The organism is Bartonella tribocorum, from assembly GCF_002777915.1.
GTDB lineage: Bacteria > Pseudomonadota > Alphaproteobacteria > Rhizobiales > Rhizobiaceae > Bartonella > Bartonella tribocorum_A.
On sequence record NZ_NJGE01000013.1, the window covers coordinates 40,150 to 59,857 of the forward strand.

Annotated in this window: 16 protein-coding genes, 1 tRNA gene and 1 pseudogene; 13 read left to right on the forward strand and 5 right to left on the reverse strand. The window is 34.5% G+C overall.

What is annotated here, in order from left to right; all coding sequences use genetic code 11:
- The first annotated feature begins 14 nt into the window (after positions 1-14).
- Positions 15-890, forward strand: coding sequence for a tRNA 2-thiocytidine(32) synthetase TtcA (ttcA, locus tag CER18_RS06035; RefSeq protein ID WP_100129163.1), 876 nt, complete (start codon positions 15-17; stop codon positions 888-890).
- 539 nt (positions 891-1,429) lie between these two features.
- Here ttcA and rimO read toward each other — a convergent pair.
- Together rimO and lexA are read right to left on the reverse strand one after the other, a co-directional pair.
- The gene (rimO, locus tag CER18_RS06040; RefSeq protein WP_100129164.1) at positions 1,430-2,743 is read right to left on the reverse strand and encodes a 30S ribosomal protein S12 methylthiotransferase RimO; all 1,314 of its coding nucleotides are present in this window, start codon (positions 2,741-2,743) and stop codon (positions 1,430-1,432) included.
- Between the two features lie 455 nt (positions 2,744-3,198).
- A complete protein-coding gene (lexA, locus tag CER18_RS06045; protein ID WP_100129165.1) occupies positions 3,199-3,912 on the reverse strand; it encodes a transcriptional repressor LexA in 714 nt (237 codons plus the stop codon).
- A 1,266-nt stretch (positions 3,913-5,178) separates the two neighbouring features.
- Between lexA and CER18_RS06050 the strand changes: the two genes are divergently transcribed.
- From CER18_RS06050 to CER18_RS06105, 11 genes and pseudogenes are all read left to right on the forward strand, one after another.
- Positions 5,179-5,254 (forward strand) — tRNA-Lys (locus CER18_RS06050).
- 537 nt (positions 5,255-5,791) lie between these two features.
- Positions 5,792-6,688, forward strand: a complete 897-nt coding sequence (locus CER18_RS06055; protein ID WP_100129178.1) for a septal ring lytic transglycosylase RlpA family protein — start codon at positions 5,792-5,794, stop codon at positions 6,686-6,688.
- Positions 6,689-7,648: 960 nt separating this feature from the next.
- On the forward strand, positions 7,649-8,812 hold the full coding sequence (locus CER18_RS06065; protein WP_100129167.1) for a D-alanyl-D-alanine carboxypeptidase family protein: 1,164 nt from the start codon (positions 7,649-7,651) through the stop codon (positions 8,810-8,812).
- A gap of 29 nt (positions 8,813-8,841) precedes the next feature.
- Positions 8,842-9,486: a dTMP kinase gene (tmk, locus tag CER18_RS06070; RefSeq protein ID WP_100129168.1), complete on the forward strand. Its 645-nt coding sequence runs from the start codon at positions 8,842-8,844 to the stop codon at positions 9,484-9,486.
- A complete protein-coding gene (locus CER18_RS06075; protein WP_100129169.1) occupies positions 9,483-10,529 on the forward strand; it encodes a DNA polymerase III subunit delta' in 1,047 nt (348 codons plus the stop codon). Before tmk ends, CER18_RS06075 begins: the two co-directional genes overlap by 4 nt.
- Positions 10,530-10,605: 76 nt before the next feature.
- Positions 10,606-12,165 carry a methionine--tRNA ligase gene (metG, locus tag CER18_RS06080; protein WP_100129170.1) on the forward strand — a complete coding sequence of 520 codons (1,560 nt, stop codon included), beginning with the start codon at positions 10,606-10,608 and terminating at the stop codon, positions 12,163-12,165.
- Positions 12,155-12,928, forward strand: coding sequence for a TatD family hydrolase (locus tag CER18_RS06085; protein WP_100129171.1), 774 nt, complete (start codon positions 12,155-12,157; stop codon positions 12,926-12,928). Before metG ends, CER18_RS06085 begins: the two co-directional genes overlap by 11 nt.
- Positions 12,929-12,938: 10 nt before the next feature.
- Complete coding sequence (locus CER18_RS06090) at positions 12,939-13,748, forward strand: MBL fold metallo-hydrolase (RefSeq protein WP_100129172.1); 810 nt, start codon at positions 12,939-12,941, stop codon at positions 13,746-13,748.
- A gap of 114 nt (positions 13,749-13,862) precedes the next feature.
- On the forward strand, positions 13,863-14,222 hold the full coding sequence (locus CER18_RS06095) for a hypothetical protein (protein ID WP_100129173.1): 360 nt from the start codon (positions 13,863-13,865) through the stop codon (positions 14,220-14,222).
- Between the two features lie 96 nt (positions 14,223-14,318).
- Positions 14,319-14,737, forward strand: a pseudogene (locus CER18_RS06100) (MBL fold metallo-hydrolase); the annotation flags it as partial.
- Positions 14,738-14,758: 21 nt separating this feature from the next.
- Positions 14,759-15,121 carry a hypothetical protein gene (locus tag CER18_RS06105; RefSeq protein WP_100129179.1) on the forward strand — a complete coding sequence of 121 codons (363 nt, stop codon included), beginning with the start codon at positions 14,759-14,761 and terminating at the stop codon, positions 15,119-15,121.
- A gap of 392 nt (positions 15,122-15,513) precedes the next feature.
- Here the strand turns inward: CER18_RS06105 and CER18_RS06110 are convergent, their stop codons facing one another.
- From CER18_RS06110 to pcsA, 3 genes are read right to left on the reverse strand one after another with little or no spacing between them, the layout of a single operon-like run.
- A complete protein-coding gene (locus CER18_RS06110; protein ID WP_100129174.1) occupies positions 15,514-15,921 on the reverse strand; it encodes a DUF6163 family protein in 408 nt (135 codons plus the stop codon).
- Positions 15,918-16,964 carry an enoyl-CoA hydratase/isomerase family protein gene (locus tag CER18_RS06115; RefSeq protein ID WP_100129175.1) on the reverse strand — a complete coding sequence of 349 codons (1,047 nt, stop codon included), beginning with the start codon at positions 16,962-16,964 and terminating at the stop codon, positions 15,918-15,920. Before CER18_RS06115 ends, CER18_RS06110 begins: the two co-directional genes overlap by 4 nt.
- 22 nt (positions 16,965-16,986) lie before the next feature.
- Positions 16,987-17,805: a phosphatidylcholine synthase gene (gene pcsA / locus CER18_RS06120; RefSeq protein WP_100129176.1), complete on the reverse strand. Its 819-nt coding sequence runs from the start codon at positions 17,803-17,805 to the stop codon at positions 16,987-16,989.
- 178 nt (positions 17,806-17,983) lie between these two features.
- Here pcsA and CER18_RS06125 point away from each other — a divergent pair, with 178 nt between their 5' ends.
- Positions 17,984-19,210, forward strand: a complete 1,227-nt coding sequence (locus CER18_RS06125; protein ID WP_100129177.1) for a UbiH/UbiF family hydroxylase — start codon at positions 17,984-17,986, stop codon at positions 19,208-19,210.
- Positions 19,211-19,708 lie beyond the last annotated feature (498 nt).

Genomic DNA, 19,708 nt, shown 5'->3' on the forward strand with positions numbered 1-19,708 from the left:
CAGGATATGGTCTTATGAATGATGTCTCCGTTGAATATCAGGCAATAGAAGAAAACGAAGAGAAAGATGATCTTTTGACAAGCAAAGCAGATGATTGTCATCCAATATTTCGGCGTGCTCCTTCAAGTGTGGAATTTAATAAATTGCGTAAACGACTTTTGCGTCATATGCGACAAGCGTTGGATGATTTTTCTATGCTCTCTACTGGAAAAAAATGGCTTGTCGCTTTATCGGGGGGAAAAGATTCTTATGGTTTATTAGCACTGCTTTTAGATTTAAAATGGCGTGGTCTTTTACCCGTTGAAATTCTTGCTTGTAATCTTGATCAAGGACAACCAGGATTTCCTAAACATATTCTTCCAGACTTTTTGAGTTCTTATCAAATTCCCTATCGTATTGAATATCAAGATACTTATTCCATTGTTACAGATAAATTAGCAGAAACGCAGACATATTGTTCACTTTGTTCTCGATTGCGGCGTGGTAATCTTTATCGCATTGCACGTGAGGAGGGCTGTTCGGCATTAATTTTAGGACATCATCGTGATGATGTTTTGGAAACATTTTTTATGAATTTGTTTCACGGTGGACGATTAGCCGCTATGCCTGGAAAACTTAAAAATGACGAAGGAGATCTTTTTGTATTACGTCCTCTTGTCTATGCTGCTGAGGAAGATATGGAAAAGTTTTCTCAAGCAATGCAATTCCCGATTATTCCTTGTAATCTTTGCGGTAGTCAAGATGGCCTACAACGTAATGCAATGAAAGAAATGCTAAAAAATATCGAAAAACAAATGCCAGGACGTAAAGATACAATGATTCGCGCTTTAACGAATGTGCGCCCAAGTCATTTGCTTGATAAGAAATTCTTTGATTTTAAAACGTGTTAATAAAAATGAGATATTTTATAAAAAATAAGTTTGAAGATTTTAAGATAAGAGACTCATTTATAATGATAATTTATTGCTTTGCAATTTAACGAGCATAGGTGTTTTATTTCAAATTTTCTTATATTGCATTATTGCATCCATAAAAAACATCTCCCTGCATATCACAAGTAAGGCTCTTGTATGCATAAAACACAATGTAAAAAGCTTCCTTTAAATAACCAATGACTATCGCGATATGAAAAAATAACATGATTATTGGTTTGCTCTTTATTTTAAGTAAAAATGAAAGAGCCTTTTAGATTTTATCTTATCCTACTGTACAATAAAATGTTTCGTCATTTAAGACGGCGAACCAAAATTATATTAAGTTTTTGATAAAAGTAAGTATTTTTAGAGTGTATAGCAAGCACTGAAGGATAAGGATTCTCCGTGAATCCTCATGAAGTGAATCACATAAGCGATCGTGCCCTATGAACAGTTGCTTTTTTATAAACTGTCTCTGATGAGAAACTTCGTCATTGGGAATAAATTAAATTTTTTCAAACTGCTATACCATAAAGATCATAAGCATCTGATTGTTCGATTTTAACGGTAACAAATTCACCAACACGCAAGGGACGTCGTGATGATATATGGACAACACCATCTATTTCTGGAGCATCATATTGACTCCGTCCTTTAGCAATTTTTCCTTGGCTTTCATCGATAAGAACTTGGAGTCTTTTTCCAATTTTTTTCTTTAAAAGATGTGTCGAAATTTGTTGTTGTTTTGCCATAAAACGATGCCAGCGGTTTTCTTTCACGTCTTCAGGAATATTTTCTAATCCCAAATCATTTGCAATGGCCCCTTTTACTTCTTCATATTTAAAGCATCCAGCGCGTTCAATTTTTGCTTCTTCTAGCCATTCTAGCAGCATATTAAAATCTTCATTTGTTTCACCTGGAAATCCAACAATAAATGTTGATCGCAAAGTAAGATCTGGACATATTTTTCGCCACTTTTCAATTCTACGGTTTGTTTTTTCCATAAGAGCAGGACGTTTCATATGACGTAAAACAGTCGGTGATGCATGCTGAAAAGGAATATCCAGATAAGGAAGAATTTTTTTCGCAGCCATAAGTTCGATAACTTCATCCACATGGGGATAAGGATAAACGTAATGCATACGCACCCAAATACCCATATTGCCTAGTTCGCGACAAAGATCAAAAAACTTCGTTTTAATTGTACGATCTTTCCAAGAGTTTTCGAGATATTTAAGATCAATACCATAAGCACTCGTATCTTGTGAAATAACCAAAAGTTCTTTTACACCCGCTTGTACGAGTTTTTCAGCTTCGCGAAGAACATCACTAATGGGGCGTGAAGTGAGATCACCACGCAGTGTAGGGATGATACAAAAACTACATCTGTTAGAGCATCCTTCAGAAATCTTTAAGTAGGCGTAATGGCGAGGTGTTAAACGAATACCTTGGGGAGGAACTAAATCAAGAAAAGGATCATGAATAGGAGGAATTGCTGTATGAACAGCTTGTATAACACTTTCATAAGCTTGTGGTCCTGTAATGGCCAATACATTCGGGTATGTTTGGCGAATAACATCAGGATCAGCACCAAGACACCCTGTTACAATAACTTTTCCATTTTTTTTGAGAGCTTCATCAATATTGGCTAATGATTCTTTTCTGGCAGAGTCAATAAAACCACAGGTATTCACAATAACGACATCAGCTCCTTGATGTTGACGTGAAATTTCATACCCTTCAGAGCGGAGGCTTGTAATAATTCGCTCAGAATCTACGAGTGCTTTTGGGCATCCGAGAGAGACAAAACTAATACGAGGTGCTGCCATGATAATCCTATAATTACTACGAACGATTGAGTCCCGCTTTTATTGACTTAAAAAAGTAAGAAATGCTCTTTATTTTTTATATATAACAATCCATTACAAATTTATTTGATTTTTTGCTACAATATTTTGTGTATGCTTACAATTTTATCTTATTATACTGCCAAATACTGTTATTGAAGGCAATGATATAAGACAGACTCCTTCAAAGCCTTCAAGTCCTTTTAAAAGGACTTGGTGAATAGTTTTAAGCTTACTTGTTCAGCTTTGCATCAGTGAAAAATATAAGAGGGAAGGGGAAGTGAAATCTGCTCGATAAGGATTTGGAATTGTTTATAGACCGAATTGAGCCCACCCTTTGGCTGTGAGGAGAAAGTCAATTGCGTGTAGCATAATTAAAAATACTCGATAATCTTTTTTAACGGCACTTTATTAGCGTATGTATATAGGGTTGTTTTTTAATATTTTCGAATAAGTCCGGTAAGTTTGCCTTGTATTTCTATGCGCTCCGATTTGTATGTACGTACTTCGTAGTGAGGATTAGCGGCTTCTAATGCAACAGAGGTTCCTTTGCGTCTATAACGTTTTAATGTTGCCTCTTTTTTATCAATAAACGCGACAATAATTTCACCTGATATTGCTGTATTTTGACGTTTCACAATAATCGTATCTTTATCAAGAATACCAGCTTCCACCATAGAATTATCTTTAACTTCTAATGCGTAGTGCTCACCTGTATTAACCATATCGTGTGGGAGAGACAGTGTGCTTGTTTGTTGCTGTATAGCAGAGGCGGGGACGCTCGCAGAAATACGTCCCATAATGGGAATAGTGATATTTTTTTTTTCTTTTGCCTCAAAGTTTCCAAGATTAGTCAAGTTTTCTGATATTTCCCATTTATTTTTTTCTATCATACTGGGAGAAATCTTACGTGCTAAAGAAAGGTTGAATGTTATTTTCTCAGGAAGTCGAATCACCTCTACCGCACGAGCGCGATTGGGCAAACGACGTATAAAACCTCGTTGTTCTAAGGCTATCATGAGCTTATGGATGCCAGACTTTGAAGAAAGTTCTAAAGCATTTTTCATTTCTTCAAAAGAAGGAGGAACACCTATTTCCTTTATATGACTGTGAATAAACAAGAGTAGCTCATATTGTTTACATGTTAGCATTCAATGTTCCAATCAAGAGGATAAAAAATATTACAGTAAAAAATACGTGTATATATAATATTTCTACAATTTTTTTGCCAAATCAAAATTATTTTCTCTATTTTGATCTTACAAGTAGGCAATATGTTTATTTAGAGACATATTTAATTTATGATAAGTATGAAATTTTACTTTAGTAAGTTTATCATAGTATCGCTTTATATAATATAAAATTACATTAATATTAAACAGTATATATATAAAATATTTTATAAATTTGCCTGAATTATGCGATACTAATTTTTATGGTTAGTATTATCCTTCTGTTTTTTAAATATATCTGCGTATTTTATCATTTCTTGTATAAAAAGTTAAATAGAATGCATCCTTTTAATCGTGCGATAGATCACTTTATGTGTATTTAGAATCATTTTGTATATTTCTTTTAATTATTGTCAGTTACAATAAGCAGCATCATTTATAGTCATGTCTGCTTTATTCTATAGAATCACTGTGCGTGAATAAAACTCACATCCTCAAGATACCATTATTACTCATTTACATACTTATTTTTAAAAAGATAGTTCTAATACACTTTCTTTCATCAAGATGATCTTGCAAATAATTAAAATCTATTGAGTAAATACTATCTTCACATCTCGACAATCTACACCACCATACTTAATTTACTCACCCCTCATGTTGCTATAATTTTTGCTTATTGAAAGAAAATACAAGAGGCATTTTTATTTCTTTTTTAAGCGTTTTATTTTGCTCCTTGTGTTGAGCAAGAAAATGATTTTTATAAATTTGATATGAAAGAACAAAAGAATTTAAAATGAAAAATCTTACGATATTCAGATCTATCGCTAAAGTGAGAAAAATATTATAAATAAATATGTTATATTATAAACTTCTATTTATATTTGAAAATTGAAAACTAAAACGTAAAGATAAAAATAAACCATCGTAGAAAGTATTTTTTCTGTTCTACCCATGATTCTCAATAACCCATGTAAGAAGGAAGAGGGGAGTTATTTCTTATAATTTTACCCTTCGAATCTATAAGATATTTTTATAATTAGATGATGTTTGTATAGAGATTTCAAAAAGAAGATCATAGACTAACTCTACAATGACGAGGAAAGAAGCAAAAACGGAAATTTATTGATAACCGAAAAAAATAATAATATTTTTTTAAAAAGTGTTGACCAAATGAAAAGTCAACCGTATGTTCCCCTCACTTTCTGCAAATTAGATAGTCTATGAACTAGATAGCTTGTGTGAGAGCGCGTAGCTCAGCTGGTAGAGCAACTGACTTTTAATCAGTAGGTCCAGGGTTCGAATCCCTGCGCGCTCACCAACTTTGAATAAATCAATAGGCTGTACAAAATTTGAGAATCTTTGTTGGTTTGATTATTTTGGGATTTTTTTGTTGATTTTATAGCCAATTGTTTTCTATCGGCTGTTGTGGTGCGGATTATTCTCCTATCCACTCCAAAATTTCTTTGAACTTGTGATATAATTACACCTGCATTGATGGTAAGGTGTGCCTGCTTGTTTTCGAATTCATAGGCTGTTTTTTAATATCCGCCGCATTACATGAAACAAGCTGATAAAATCATCATAGTTATTCACAGCTTATATTATAAGATGATTTTCTATAATATATTGATTTATATATTTTTTATTTTTTGACGCTTCTATATAGTGCATTTATTTTTTATGGCAACCATAAAAAAATTAACAATATGTTAAATTTTTGATAGAAGGAGCGAATCTAAGGGTGGTATATGCGTGAGAGATATCATCATTTGAAAACGCGAATCCTCCTCTCGCGTACAAAAAGCGTGACGTGATTGTTACAGTAGTGCTTAACAAAAATAAGTGGACTGAATATATGCCTTCAAATAGTAAAAAGAAATTTATTTCTATTATTAAGCCGACATTTCAATTATTTTCTATGATCGTTATTTCTCAGTCATTGGTATCTTGTTGCGCAAGCGAAACCGCGCATTTTTCAATAAAAGATTCCTATCATAATAAACCCGTTGACGTAAATACTTCTGCTCTACCAAAACAAATATCCAATAAGAAAAATCAACCAGAAGCAAAGAAGTATGGGAGGGCGGTTGTTGGTAAGCCTTACCAAATAAAGGGAAAGTGGTATTATCCTGAAAATGATCCGACGTATAAACGTGTTGGCGAAGCATCATGGTATGGTTCAGATTTTCATGGGCGTTTAACAGCCAACGGTGAGATTTATGACATGAATCTTCTGACTGCTGCTCATCCTACAATGCCCTTACCTAGCTATGCTCGTGTTACTAATTTGAAAAATGGATCTTCACTCATTGTTAGGGTGAATGATCGCGGACCTTTTATGAAAGATCGTATTATTGATTTATCAAAACAAGCTGCGACAATACTTGGTTATGTAGATAAGGGGGTTGCAGATGTTAAAGTAGAATATATTGCTGAAGCCCCCGTTGGCTATTATGATAGTGCATATTTAATGGCCTCTTATACTCCTGGAAATGCTGCCCCATATTCATTAGCGTCAGAAAATGTTTCGAAAAAAAGAGAAACTGTTTTGTTTAAGGCGAGCAATATAGAAAACAAAGAAGAATTGGCTAAAACAGCTTCTGTTTCACAGGAGCAACGCAATAAAACTATTGTAGTAAAATTACCAGAAATTGGTCCTATCATGGTTGATAAGCCGGTACCATTTGATCAAGTTGCTTCTATAAGTAAGCTAAACAAAAGAACAAAAGTCAATTGGCTACAGTTGTTTTAGGGAACAGTGTATTGATTTTAAATCGATATCATTTTCAAATAAAAAGTGATAAAAAAAGTTGGAGTTGAGTGTTATTAATAGTGAATTAATATGTCTCTCCAATCTATTGCCTATCTTCTTGCTTTTTGACAATATTTTCTAATAATTAGATTACGTATTTTTTGTTGTAACAGCTTTTGCCAAATGAGGGAAGCAAACTGTGTGAATCTGTTTGTGTAATCTCTGAAATGGCTATAGAATCTAATTGGGAAAAATATAAAGTCTAAAAAGAAAAAATATCTCCTTGTAATTCGGCTTTGCAGTCTTCGAAAGCCTTTAGGGGAGTATTTTATGAAGAGATTACGCATTGCTTCATGCTTTTTTATCGATTTCTTAGTAGAGTAATGCCCTTCAGTTAAATTAAATACTGAAAACAAAATACATTTTTGTATGTGCCAGTTCACAAGTGCTCATTTTAAAGAGATATATCGGGCTCTCAAGCCCATATTTATGACAGCCATTCGTAAAGAATATAACTTTAAAGCCATTGGATATCGTCCTCTTTACGTCTGTGAAAATATAAATCGTCGCCATCATAAACTTTGCAAAAGCTCTTATGCTTTGTAATAATCCTTGAGACTTTGAGAGGTTTATAAAAAGTATTTTTACTCTCTCCTTAATAATCTTAAGCTCCATTTCTATAATAAATTTACTTCTGAAGGGAAAAAGCAATTTAAATTGCTTAAAAGAGGGGAGAAAATGAGAGAATCTCACAGTATTTTTTAAGCTTAAAACTAAAAAATAATAATTTAATGTATTAGAAATACAAAAGATAAAAAGTATATCATTTTACTTTTACTCATGCCGAATGAAAATAAAATTTTTTCTTGAGTTGTCAATAATTCCTCAATGTGCGGAAATAAAAAAGTTTTTTCCTATATAATGATTCTTTATGCTGATCTTTGAATGGGAGGAGCAGCTATGTGTACAGCATTAAGAATCTTATTGATCTTATGGGGGATATTGGCATTTAATACGTGGGGAAAAGCGCAAGATTTTCAAACTTCTGCCTCACAAGTGTTGTTACTCGATGATAATACAGAGACGATACTTTATGAAAAACAAGGAGATACTCCTTTTTTTCCTGCTTCATTAGCAAAATTAATGACGGCAGAAGTCGTCTTTCATCAATTAAAAGAAGGATTGTTAAAGAATACCCAAAAATTTAAGGTCAGTGAAAATGCTTGGCGCAAGGGTGGGGCTCCTTCTGGTACAACCACTATGTTTGCAAAAATAAAGACAGAGATCAGTATTTCTGATCTTTTGCGTGGTTTAATTATTGTCAATGGAAATGATGCTGCTATTATTCTGGCTGAAGGGATATCGGGAGATGAGGCCCATTTTGCACAACTGATGAATCAGCGCGCTAAAATAATTGGCTTATCTCAGAGCCATTTTGTTAATGCAACAGGGCTTCCCGAAGAGGGGCAATTTGTAACAGTACGCGATATGATTATATTAACGCGTCATATTGTTCAGGAATATCCAGATTACTATGCACTTTATCGTGAGCCTCATTTTACGTGGAACAATATTTTTCAACGAAATAAAAACCCTCTTATTTCTAAGGAAATTGGTGTAGAAGGATTTGGTTTTGGCTACAGCGAAAAAGAAGGATTTTCAATGGTTGCTACCATTTATAAAAATCATCGGCGTCTTTTTTTAGCAATCAATGGTTTACAAGATGGCAAAAAACATACAACGGAAATAGAGCGCATTCTTCAATGGGGAATGGCGGCTTTTGATCTCAAAACAATTTTCACAAAAGGAGAAACGGTTGGTCGTGCTTCTGTTTACGGTGGGAAGAAAAATTTTGTCTCACTTATTGTTAAAAAACCAATAAGTTTCATGCTTTCAAATGAAAAAGAAATCAACATTAAAGCAAAAATTAAATATCATGGTCCATTGAGAGCTCCCATCGTTGCAGGACAACCCGTTGGCGTCATTCAAATATTAGAAGGTAAAAAGGTTCTTTTGGAAAAACCAGTTTTTGCCAAAGTGAATGTTCAGGAAGGAAGTTTCTTTACAAAAGTAAAAGATGCATTCTATGAAATAACAATTGGATGGTTACGGAAATATTTGTAGTTACGCGCTCATAAGATTAAGGATCATACGTGTCAGGTTATTTTATTACATTCGAAGGAGGGGACGGGGTAGGAAAAACAGTGCAGATTGCTTTACTTGCTGAATATCTCTCTTACCAAGGTTATAATATTGTTACAACACGAGAACCAGGAGGAACGGCAGGAGCAGAAGCAATCCGGCATATTTTGTTATCAGGGCAGGCACAACAATATGGACCGTTGATTGAAGCCGCTCTGTTTACAGCGGCACGCGCTGACCATGTTACTGAAATTATCGCGCCTTCCTTGCAAAAAGGTAAAATCGTTTTATGTGACCGCTTTATTGATTCTACACGCGTTTATCAAGGACTCAATGAGACCGTCAATTCTTCTCTTCTTTCTGTTTTAGAGTGTATTGCGCTCAATGGTATTATGCCTCATTTAACATTTTTGTTAGATATGCCAGCAGCGTGTGCTATCAAACGTGCAAATTTGCGAAGAAAAAAAACTGAAGAAATTGACTATTTTGAAAAAAACTCATTGGAAATTCAAGAACAAAGGCGTCAAGCTTTTCTTCAGTTGGCTAAACAAGAGCCACGGAGGTTTTGCGTCATTGATGCTACTGGCTCAGTGGAAGTTATTGCCCATCAAATAAAAAATATTTGTCATCAGGTATTGTTGGATCAATTTTCATGAGTGATGTAATAAATATCTTACGACAATATGATGATATTGATACAATTTTATCTCCGTCCCAGAATAATGTTATCTTTGGTCATGAAGATGTTCGTTACTTTTTGGCCCAAATGCTTAAAGAAAAGCGTTTGCACCATGCTTTATTATTTGAAGGAGAATATGGAATTGGAAAGGCAACATTAGCTTTTCATCTTGCTTGGAATATTTTAAGTTCTCAAAAGGAAAATTTTCTGAAACCCGATCCTCATTCTATTTCATGGCGCCAAATTACACAAGGAAGTCATCTTGGTCTTTTGTATATTTCACGTCGATTTGATGTAAAAACACAAAAGTTTAAAACAGGAATACTCATTGATGATATCCGTGATATTATGCATTTTTTAAGCCGAACATCGCAAGACAATGGATGGCGTATTGTTATTATTGATTCTGCAGATGATATGAATAGAAATGCAGCAAATGCAGTTCTTAAAATACTTGAAGAACCACCTGCAAAGACGCTCTTTATTATTATCGCACATTCTTCAGGAAAATTGCTTCCAACAATCCATTCACGGTGTCAAAAAATTTCCTTTCGCCCGTTGAATCATGATGAAATGAAAAAAGTCATTACACATATTTTTGCCAATCAGGATTTACCTGATGAAAAAATAATTGAAATGATTATTGCAAAATCCAAAGGAAGTCCTCGAAAAGCTGCTTTACTTATTTTCCATGGCGGTCTTGAAATTATTAAAACGATTGATGCTCTTCTAAAACAACCTGTTTGTAACGCAACGATTGTACACACGCTTGCACAAACATTCTCATCTGTTTCTTCCCCCTTCCAATTTCAACAATTTTGTGATGAAATTCTTGATAAAATTCAACAAAAAGCGATCATGCTCGTTGAAAAAGGAAATTTATTTCTCTCAAAAAAATATGCGCAAAAATGGCAGGAGATTCATCAGGAAATAGAGGAAATACAACTGTTTAATCTTGATAAGAAGCAGTTTGTTATTAACTTGCTTTTTAGAGTTCATAAGATCATTCATGAGGATTAGTTTTTCCGTGACAATGTGATGAACAGGCGTTATGTCATTGTATCTTTTATTTATAGCGTTTTACAATGAGTATGACATGCGTGACACATATTACATAACAACTCCTATTTTTTATCCTAATGGTAATCCGCATATTGGACATGCCTATAGTGCCATTGCAAGTGATGTCTTAGCTCGCTTTCAACGATTAAACGGAAAAAAGGTATTTTTCCTTTCTGGGACAGATGAGCATGGTCTAAAGATGCAACAAACCGCAGCAGCATTGGGCATGACACCTCAACAACTTGCAGATCGTAATAGTGCTGTGTTTAAAAAAATGCTTGCGGTATTAAATTGTTCTAACGATGATTTTATTCGTACGACAGAAGAGCGCCATTATCAAGCTTGTCAAAAAATTTGGAAGAAAATGGAAGAAAATGGCGATATTTATCTCGGCCGTTATAAGGGATGGTACTCCGTTCGCCAAGAAGCCTATTATGAAGAAAAAGATACGGAAGTTGGATCAGATAATATCCGTCGCGAGAAAGAATTAGGTTCTCCCGTTGAATGGAATGAAGAAGAAAGTTATTTTTTTAGACTTTCTCGTTATGAAAAAGCACTTCTTGAATATTATGAAAAACATCCTGATTTTATTGCTCCCCTTGAGCGACGTAATGAAATTATAAGTTTTATCAAATCAGGTTTAAAAGATATTTCTATTTCACGGGCAAGTTTTAATTGGGGAATTACTGTTCCTGAGAATCCAAAACACGTGATGTATGTCTGGGTTGATGCGCTTACAAATTATCTATCAGCAATTGATTTCTTCAATGAAAATTCAAAAAAACGGGATTTTTGGCCTGCAAATACGCATATTATTGGTAAGGATATTATTCGTTTTCATGCCGTCTATTGGCCAGCATTTTTAATGTCTGCTGGAATTGAATTGCCTCAAAATATTTTTGCTCATGGTTTTTTACTTAATCGTGGTGCAAAAATGTCAAAATCTGTTGGAAATGTCGTTGATCCTTTTGAAATGATTGATCATTATGGTCTTGATCAGGTTCGTTATTTTCTTCTGCGTGAAGTCCCCTTTGGACAAGATGGTAGTTATAACCATGAAAGCCTTGTAAACCGTATTAATGCCGATCTTGCTAATGATCTTGGTAATTTAGCACAGCGTTCTTTATCTATGATTGCCAAAAATTGTGATGCAAAGGTTCCTAGACCCGCTGCATTTTTAGTTCAAGATCAACAGCTTTTAGAACAATCTCTTCAAGTGCTTGAAACGGTACACCAAGCGATGTCTTTTCATAGTATGCATTTGGCTCTTTCAGCTATTTTTTCAACTGTAGCAGATGCCAATCGCTATTTTGCCAACGAACAACCTTGGAGTTTACGAAAAACAGATCCAGAACGATTTTCTACAGTTCTTTATATAACTGTCGAAATTTTGCGACGAATAGGAATTATGCTTTTGCCTTTCATCCCCCAATCAGCAGCAAAGCTTCTTGATAGCCTCGCGGTTGCTGAAGATGATCGGTTGTTGTATCATATAAGTCATGCAAAAATTCAAGAAGGACTTGATCTTCCACCACCAGAACCAATTTTTCCTCGTTATATCTTGAAGAAAGAAGATTCTCATCATGCTTATTGATACACATTGTCATCTTGATTTTGAAGATTTTTCACAAGATTTGGATAATGTTATCCAGCGAGCTTTAGATGCTGATGTTGGACGGATGATAACAATTTCAACTCATGTTCGTAAGTTAGATAAGCTGTTAGCCATTGCCCAAAGCTATGATCAGGTCTTTTGTTCCGTTGGAACACACCCCAATCATGCACATGAAGAACAAAATATTACAGCCAAAGAACTTATAGAGCTCTCGAATCACCCTAAAATAGTTGCGTTTGGGGAAGGGGGACTTGATTACCATTATGATTATTCTACACCAGAAGAGCAAAAGAAAGTTTTCCAAGAACATATCATTGCTTCTCGAGAAACACAGATTCCTCTTGTTATACATTCACGCAATGCAGATATCGATATGGAGAAAATCTTACGCGAACAGATAAAGGAAGGAGCTTTTCCCTTTATTCTTCATTGTTACTCGTCTGGAATGCAGCTTGCTCGTGCTGGCATTGAACTTGGTGGTTATATTTCTTTTTCAGGTATTCTTACTTTTAAAAACGCATGTGAAATTCGTGAAATAGCAAAAATTGTGCCTCATGAATATTTATTAGTGGAAACAGATGCACCCTATTTAGCTCCCACTCCTCATCGGGGAAAAACCAATGAACCATCTTTTGTATGCTATACAGCAGCTATTTTAGCTGAAACAATTGGCTTAAGCATTGAAGAAACAGCTCAAATAACAACGCGTAATGCTTTTCGTTTATTTAGCAAAATGAAATAAGGTAAAAGCTATGGATGATCAGTACCGATTTACAATATTAGGCTGTGGTCCCTCTCCAGGAGTCCCGCGACCTAATGGTGATTGGGGAGCTTGTGATCCGAATAATCCTAAAAATAAACGCTACAGAAGTTCTTTATTAGTTGAACGCATTAAACCATCAGGAAAAAAAACAACGGTCGTTATTGATACAGGCCCAGACTTTCGCTCACAAATGATCGATGCGCGTGTAAGCCATCTTGATGCTGCTCTTTATACGCATTCTCATGCAGATCATATCCACGGCATTGATGATTTACGCAGCTATGCACTTGCACAAAAATGTTTAATCGATATCTATGCAGACAAGTTTACATTAAAGAATCTCAAAAATGCTTTCGGCTATTGTTTTCAAACAGCAAAAGATTCATCTTATTCACCTATCTTAAAAGAACATCTTATCGATGAAGATAGCCAATTTATGATTCAGGGGCAGGGTGGAGCAATAAGCGTCAATGCACATCTTCAATATCACGGAAACATTCATTCCTTAGGTTTTCGTATTGGGAATGTTGCCTATTGTACAGATGTTAGTGAGTTTCCTGAAAAAACATTATCTAAATTAATGGACTTGGATGTTCTCATTATTGAAGCCCTGCAATTTAAATCTCACCCGAGTCATTTTTCTGTTGATCAAGCATTACAATGGATAGAATATTTAAAGCCAAAACAAGCCGTGCTCACACATATGGATAGATCGCTAGATTACAATGAGGTTGTCAATTACATTCCATCACATGTTCAGCCGGCATATCAAGGGCTTATTTTTGAAACGGATGCATAAGCTTATTATAACGCAATATTTCACGTTCAATAAAAACTCTTTTTAAAAATTATCCTTTATTTTGTTTCATTTTTGTCGTAATTGGTACTTTTTTATGTCAAAAATGAGGCTTTTATGTATAAGAATTTTAAGCGGGCTGTATGTATTGTGGCTTTAGCAGTTTCCTTGACAGCATGTGGGGGGCGTTTAGAAAAAAATATTTCAACGACAACATTACATGACGGAACAATGAGTTGCGCCGATATTCAACGGGAGTTTTTTGCTAATAAACGTCAGATTAATGATACAATTGCAGAGCGCTCTAAAGCAAGAAACAAAAATGTAGCTTTAGCAGCCGCAGGTGTTGTATTTGTACCTGCTTTGTTTTTTATGGATGTAAAATCAAGCGAAAGTAATGAAATTTCAGCTTTAAATAATCGTAATGCTGTTTTGAGTGATCTTGCACGTATGAAACGTTGTAAAATAATGCAATGATTTTCTGATTTTATTATAGGTAATATTAATTTTGGTCTTTGAAAAAACTAATTTTAAAGACCAAATTTTAAAATGATAAGTGAATTGTACAATATAAAAACAACGGTCGTTATTGATACAGGTCCAAACTTTTGCTCACAAATGATCGATACGCATGCGTGTAAGCCATCTTGATGCTGCTCTTTATACACATTCTCATGCAGATCATATCACGGTATTGATGATTTAGTAGCTATGCACTTGCACAAAAATGTTTAAAAGAATCTCAAAAATGCTTTCGGATATTGTTTTCCAACATAAAAAGATTCTTTTATTCACCTATCTTAAAAGAGCATCTTATCGATGAAGATAGCCAATTTATGATTCAGTCAGGGGCAGGCAGGATGGAGCAATAAGCGTTAATACGCATTTACAATACCACGGAAACATTCATTCCTTAGGTTTTCGTATTGGGAATGTTGCCTATTTGTACAGATGTTAGTGAATTTTCTGAAAAAACATTATCTAAATTAATTTATGTTAAAAGTGGGGCTTTTATGTATAAGAATTTTAAGCGGGCTGTATATATTGTGGCTTTAGCAGTTTCCTTGACAGCATGTGGGGAGCGTCTAGAAAAAAATATTTCAACGACAACATTGCATGACGGAACAATGAGTTGTGCCGATATTCAACGAGAGTTTTTTGCTAATAAACGTCAGATTAATGATATAATTGTAGAGCGTTCTAAATCAAACAACAAAAACGTAGCTTTAATGGATGTAAAATCAAGCGAAAGTAATAAAATTCCAGCTTTAGATAATCGTAATGCTGTTTTGAATGATCTTGCGCGTATGAAACGTTGTAAACAAGAAGGTTTTGATCTTCCAGCCCCAGAACCAAATAACTATTTTGGTCTTTAAGAGATATACTTTAAAGCTTAAGCAGTAACGCTCTTTAAAAAATATAGTCAAATTCGTTTGCCATTTTCTCCAAATCTTTCATAAATTTTTGGCGAAGGATATATATGTTCTAGAGTTAGAGTTTGGATGTTTTTATGAGGGTTAGAAGCTTTATTTTTATGTCATATTATCGCATAATATATATTATGGAACTTTTTTTGGAGAGCTTTATAGCATCAGCACTTTGGAATTGGAAAATGAATGGATCATTCCTCTATGAATATTTTCCATTAAACATATGAGTTGTTGGACAATTGTAGCGCGTATCTTTTATCTTTTTAAATTTTAAAAACTTGATGATTTAGATTGAAAATCGATCTTGTTTTATTCTGGCTAGAAAGTTTTGATCACACTCATTTTTTATTTTTTACTCTTTTAAAAAAAATCATCATAATTTGTAGGATCACGAAAGCTAAAAACATTATTCCATGAAATAATGGTACAAATGGCTGATCAATAAAATTGGAATAATAGATTGTTATTGTTTCAATCAATGCTGCACTACACCATAAAATAATGCCCCATAGCGAATACATCCAAAGTCCGATCAAAGCAACAGGATAGAGAATAGCCAACATGGCTGATGCACATTGCCACTGCCAAGGCATAAGGTCAAAGCGCCATAGAACACCTGGAAAAACACCAACAAGGCGTATCCAATAAAAAATACTCAAACTTAAGCAAATAAGCGCCAAAAATCGTAAATAACAGTTATAAATTAAGTCGATTTTTGAAATCCGTTTTTGTGCACTATTTTTCACAATAATAGCTCTTGTTCAATAGGTTGGAAGTAAGAATTGACCACTTCATCTGTTACATTTGAAAGTTTATCTGGCTGCCATTGAGGCGTTTTGTCCTTATCGATTAACATAGCTCGTATCCCTTCATGAAAATCATGTGCACTAATCATATGGTGTGCAATGCGGTTTTCAATTTTTATACAATCTTCTAAAGTTCGAGGTGTATTTTGTTTCATCTGTTTCCAGATTACTTTCAAACTTATCGGAGAACGTGACAGCAAAATATCATAACATTCTTTAGCAAATAAAATGCCTTCATTACTTTTTTTATGAAGCAATTCAAGACATTCTTCTAATGTCTGAGCACTAAAACAAGTGTTAATGATACAACGTATTTCATGAGTCGTTTCATAGTCTTTTGTAATTGCGCACTCCTCTAAAGCTAAAGTAGGATCTCCTTGCTCAATAACAGCTTTTCTAATTGTATCAAATTCAATTTCAGGAACGGCATGTGTTGCTAATCCTAAATTTAAACAATCTCCCCATTTTATATGGGCACCAGTCAATGCAAGATAAATGCCAAAATGATTGGGAAGAGATGGTAAGAAAAAACTTGCACCAACATCTGGAAAAAATCCAATCGCAGATTCTGGCATAGCAAAAACGGTCTTTTCTGTAACAATTCGATGTGAACCATAGAGAGAAATGCCTACCCCTCCTCCCATCCAAATACCGTTTAAGAAAGAAATGTAAGGCTTTGAAAAACGTTTGATATAAGCATTTAAACTATATTCATCCCTAAAATATTGATAAGCAGAGGCACTTTTCCCCATATGATAGATTTCTACAACATCTCCACCAGCACAAAAAGCACGTCCTTCCCCTTCAATTAAAACACAAGAAATATCATTATCTGTTTCCCAAGTTTTTAGAGCTTTTTTTAAAGCGGAAACCATTCGTTGATTAAGAGCGTTTAATGCTAAAGGGCGTGAGAGTTTTATAATTCCAGCACACCCTTCTTTCGTAAAAGAAATATCATTCCCCGCTCCAAAATCAATTTGCATTTCACACCCTTCTTAAAAACAATTAATCTATTATTTTTTTTATATTTTTTGCCCCAAGTTGAGGAAATATTTGCATGATCGCGCCAATACAATATATATAAATTCCTGTTATTGAAATCCCTATTTTAACCCAATATGGAGCCTCTAATTGATAAAAGAAGGCTGCAATACCAAAGAAACACCATAAAAGAAAAATTGGAAAATTAATTCTCCGTAAACGAAGGACTCTTACAGGATGGATGAAATAAATTGGCAAGAAAGATATAATTGCTGATAAAACAATGATGATAAAAGTAATCCATTCCTCTGGTCTTACGACAAAAAGTGTAAAAACCATCATATTCCAAACAACAGGAAATCCTTTAAAAAAGTTTTCTTTGGTTTTCATACCAGTATCGGCATAATAAATAGCCGATGAAATAACAATGATTGCACTCAATGCAAATGATAACCCTACCCCCATAAAACCACTTTGATAAAGGGCAAAAGCAGGAATTAAAACATAAGTTACATAATCAATAATATTATCTAAAAGCTCTCCAGACCATGTTGGAAGGATGTATTTAACATCAAGCTTGCGTGCAATGGGTCCATCTATACCATCAACGAGAAGTGCAAGCCCAAGCCAACAGAACATAGCTGTCCATTCTTTTTGAGAAGCCGATATAAGAGAAAGAAACGCTAAAAATGATCCCGAAGCTGTTAGTAAATGAACAGAAAAAGCTTTTGCTTGTGGCATTGTTACTTTTTTATGACGTAATAACTTAGCGTTTGTTTTGATTTTCTTTGTTAGTTTACGTTTCAAGGTTTTCTTATCCTCGTTTTTAAAGTCTTCATCCATCTACCAATACGCCATTTTACCCATGATATAACTCAGCGTAAAAAAATCATAAAAAGGTTACTTTTTTATATCGCATTATTTATTACATAATATAATAGAAGAGCTTCATACAATAAAAAGAGAGCAATCATTTAGAAATGTTAAAATATTTGCTCAATGAGGAAAGGCTCAACTCGTTGTGATACTTGAAAAGAAAAAAGATAAAGCTATTACTGTTATTGGTGCAGGTCCTGTCGGGATGTTGTCCGCATTGAGGCTTGCGCATGAGGGTTTTTCTGTTTTTCTTGTTGGCCCCCCTGCTCATACAGATGAGTTACGGACAACAGCTCTTATGATGCCTGCAATACGCACGCTTCAAAAACTTAATATTTGGAATAACCTTCAAAAGCATGCTGCTGCCTTATCGTGCATGAGAATTGTTGATATAACTTCTAGGATTGTGCGTGCTCCTACGGTGCATTTTTCTTCTGCTGAAATTGATGAAAAAGCTTTTGGCTATAATATACCCAATATAAAATTGAACAATGCTTTAAATGATGCTGTTACACATACGTCCAATATTAAAAGATTTGTTTCTGAAGCCAAATCTTTTCATCACACCCAAAGTCATGTATGTATTACTCTTTCTGACGATAGAGTTATTCAAGCACCACTTGTTATTGCTGCTGATGGACGTCACTCTCTTACGCGTACGGCAGCAGGAATAAGTGTTAAACAGTGGAACTATCCACAAAAAGCACTTGTTCTCAACTTTTCTCATGAATTTTCTCATCAAAACACATCAACTGAGTTTCATACAGAACATGGCCCATTTACACAGGTTCCGCTACCAGGACATAGATCCAGTCTTGTATGGGTTGTTCACCCTTCTCGCGCTGAGGAGTTATTAAATATAGCATCAAAAGAAGTTGCAAAAATAATCGAAAACCAAATGCAATCGATGCTTGGAACGCTAACCTTAGAAACATCAATTCAAGCATGGCCGCTTTCAGGGCTTCTCTCTCATCATTTTGCCGCGAACCGAACAATTTTAGTGGGCGAAGCTGCTCATGTTTTCCCCCCTATTGGGGCACAGGGATTAAATTTAGGATTTCGTGATGTTCAAACTTTGATTGATATTTTACCCAATCAAATATCCGATTCTAACTCCGAAATGATTGTTACACGATATAACCAATGCCGCAAACCAGATATATTAATCCGAAGTGGCGCTGTTCATACCCTTAACTCTGCTTTACTTTCTCATATGCCGCCTGTTCATATCATGCGCAGTATTGGGCTTGGTCTATTACATAATTGCTCGCCATTACGTAATTTATTTATGCGCGAAGGAATGTATCCTGGTTATGGATTCAAGGAAATGATGCAAATATTTCCAACAAAATCGCCTAAACAACTCTCTTGAGAAATAACGTATAAACAACCAAAGAAATGATTATTTCTAATAATGCATTTTGCAATTAAATTTGAACATATACAATAACAAAAGGGAATTATTTCATTCTTTAAGAGATAATACTAGAGTCCTCTTTACCAATTTTTATAAAATCCATACTCAAACGTCATTCTATTGATTTACGCGCTTTGTTAAAGCAACCTCTAGCCCTTAGATCCGTTTTGCAATAACCCCTCCGTTAACGGTATAAACAGAAAGCCATTAAATCTATCATTTTTACGCTTATGAAGCTTGCAAAGCTTACACTTCAGAGCTGTTTGTCATGCTCTAATATTCACAGAGCTCCCTTATATTCGAGAGCGTTTCTAAGAGGCATTTTATTCCTTCATAGCTTTTAATCATACATTAGCTTTTTTGAGTTTGTATCAAAATATATGTAGAGTTAATATTTATATATCTCATATTTTCTGAAAAAATATTTTATATATTTAGCATGCTTATATGAAA

Excerpts from the sequence above, each read along its gene's own strand:
- CER18_RS06095 (WP_100129173.1), top strand. The coding sequence starts at position 13,863 with ATGTATAAGAATTTTAAGCGGGCTGTATGTATTGTGGCTTTAGCAGTT.
- lexA (WP_100129165.1), bottom strand. The coding sequence starts at position 3,912 with ATGCTAACATGTAAACAATATGAGCTACTCTTGTTTATTCACAGTCAT.
- CER18_RS06105 (WP_100129179.1), top strand. The coding sequence starts at position 14,759 with ATGTATAAGAATTTTAAGCGGGCTGTATATATTGTGGCTTTAGCAGTT.
- CER18_RS06115 (WP_100129175.1), bottom strand. The coding sequence starts at position 16,964 with ATGCAAATTGATTTTGGAGCGGGGAATGATATTTCTTTTACGAAAGAA.
- CER18_RS06055 (WP_100129178.1), top strand. The coding sequence starts at position 5,792 with ATGCCTTCAAATAGTAAAAAGAAATTTATTTCTATTATTAAGCCGACA.
- CER18_RS06065 (WP_100129167.1), top strand. The coding sequence starts at position 7,649 with ATGTGTACAGCATTAAGAATCTTATTGATCTTATGGGGGATATTGGCA.
- metG (WP_100129170.1), top strand. The coding sequence starts at position 10,606 with ATGCGTGACACATATTACATAACAACTCCTATTTTTTATCCTAATGGT.
- rimO (WP_100129164.1), bottom strand. The coding sequence starts at position 2,743 with ATGGCAGCACCTCGTATTAGTTTTGTCTCTCTCGGATGCCCAAAAGCA.
- CER18_RS06075 (WP_100129169.1), top strand. The coding sequence starts at position 9,483 with ATGAGTGATGTAATAAATATCTTACGACAATATGATGATATTGATACA.
- CER18_RS06090 (WP_100129172.1), top strand. The coding sequence starts at position 12,939 with ATGGATGATCAGTACCGATTTACAATATTAGGCTGTGGTCCCTCTCCA.
- ttcA (WP_100129163.1), top strand. The coding sequence starts at position 15 with ATGAATGATGTCTCCGTTGAATATCAGGCAATAGAAGAAAACGAAGAG.
- CER18_RS06085 (WP_100129171.1), top strand. The coding sequence starts at position 12,155 with ATGCTTATTGATACACATTGTCATCTTGATTTTGAAGATTTTTCACAA.
- pcsA (WP_100129176.1), bottom strand. The coding sequence starts at position 17,805 with ATGGATGAAGACTTTAAAAACGAGGATAAGAAAACCTTGAAACGTAAA.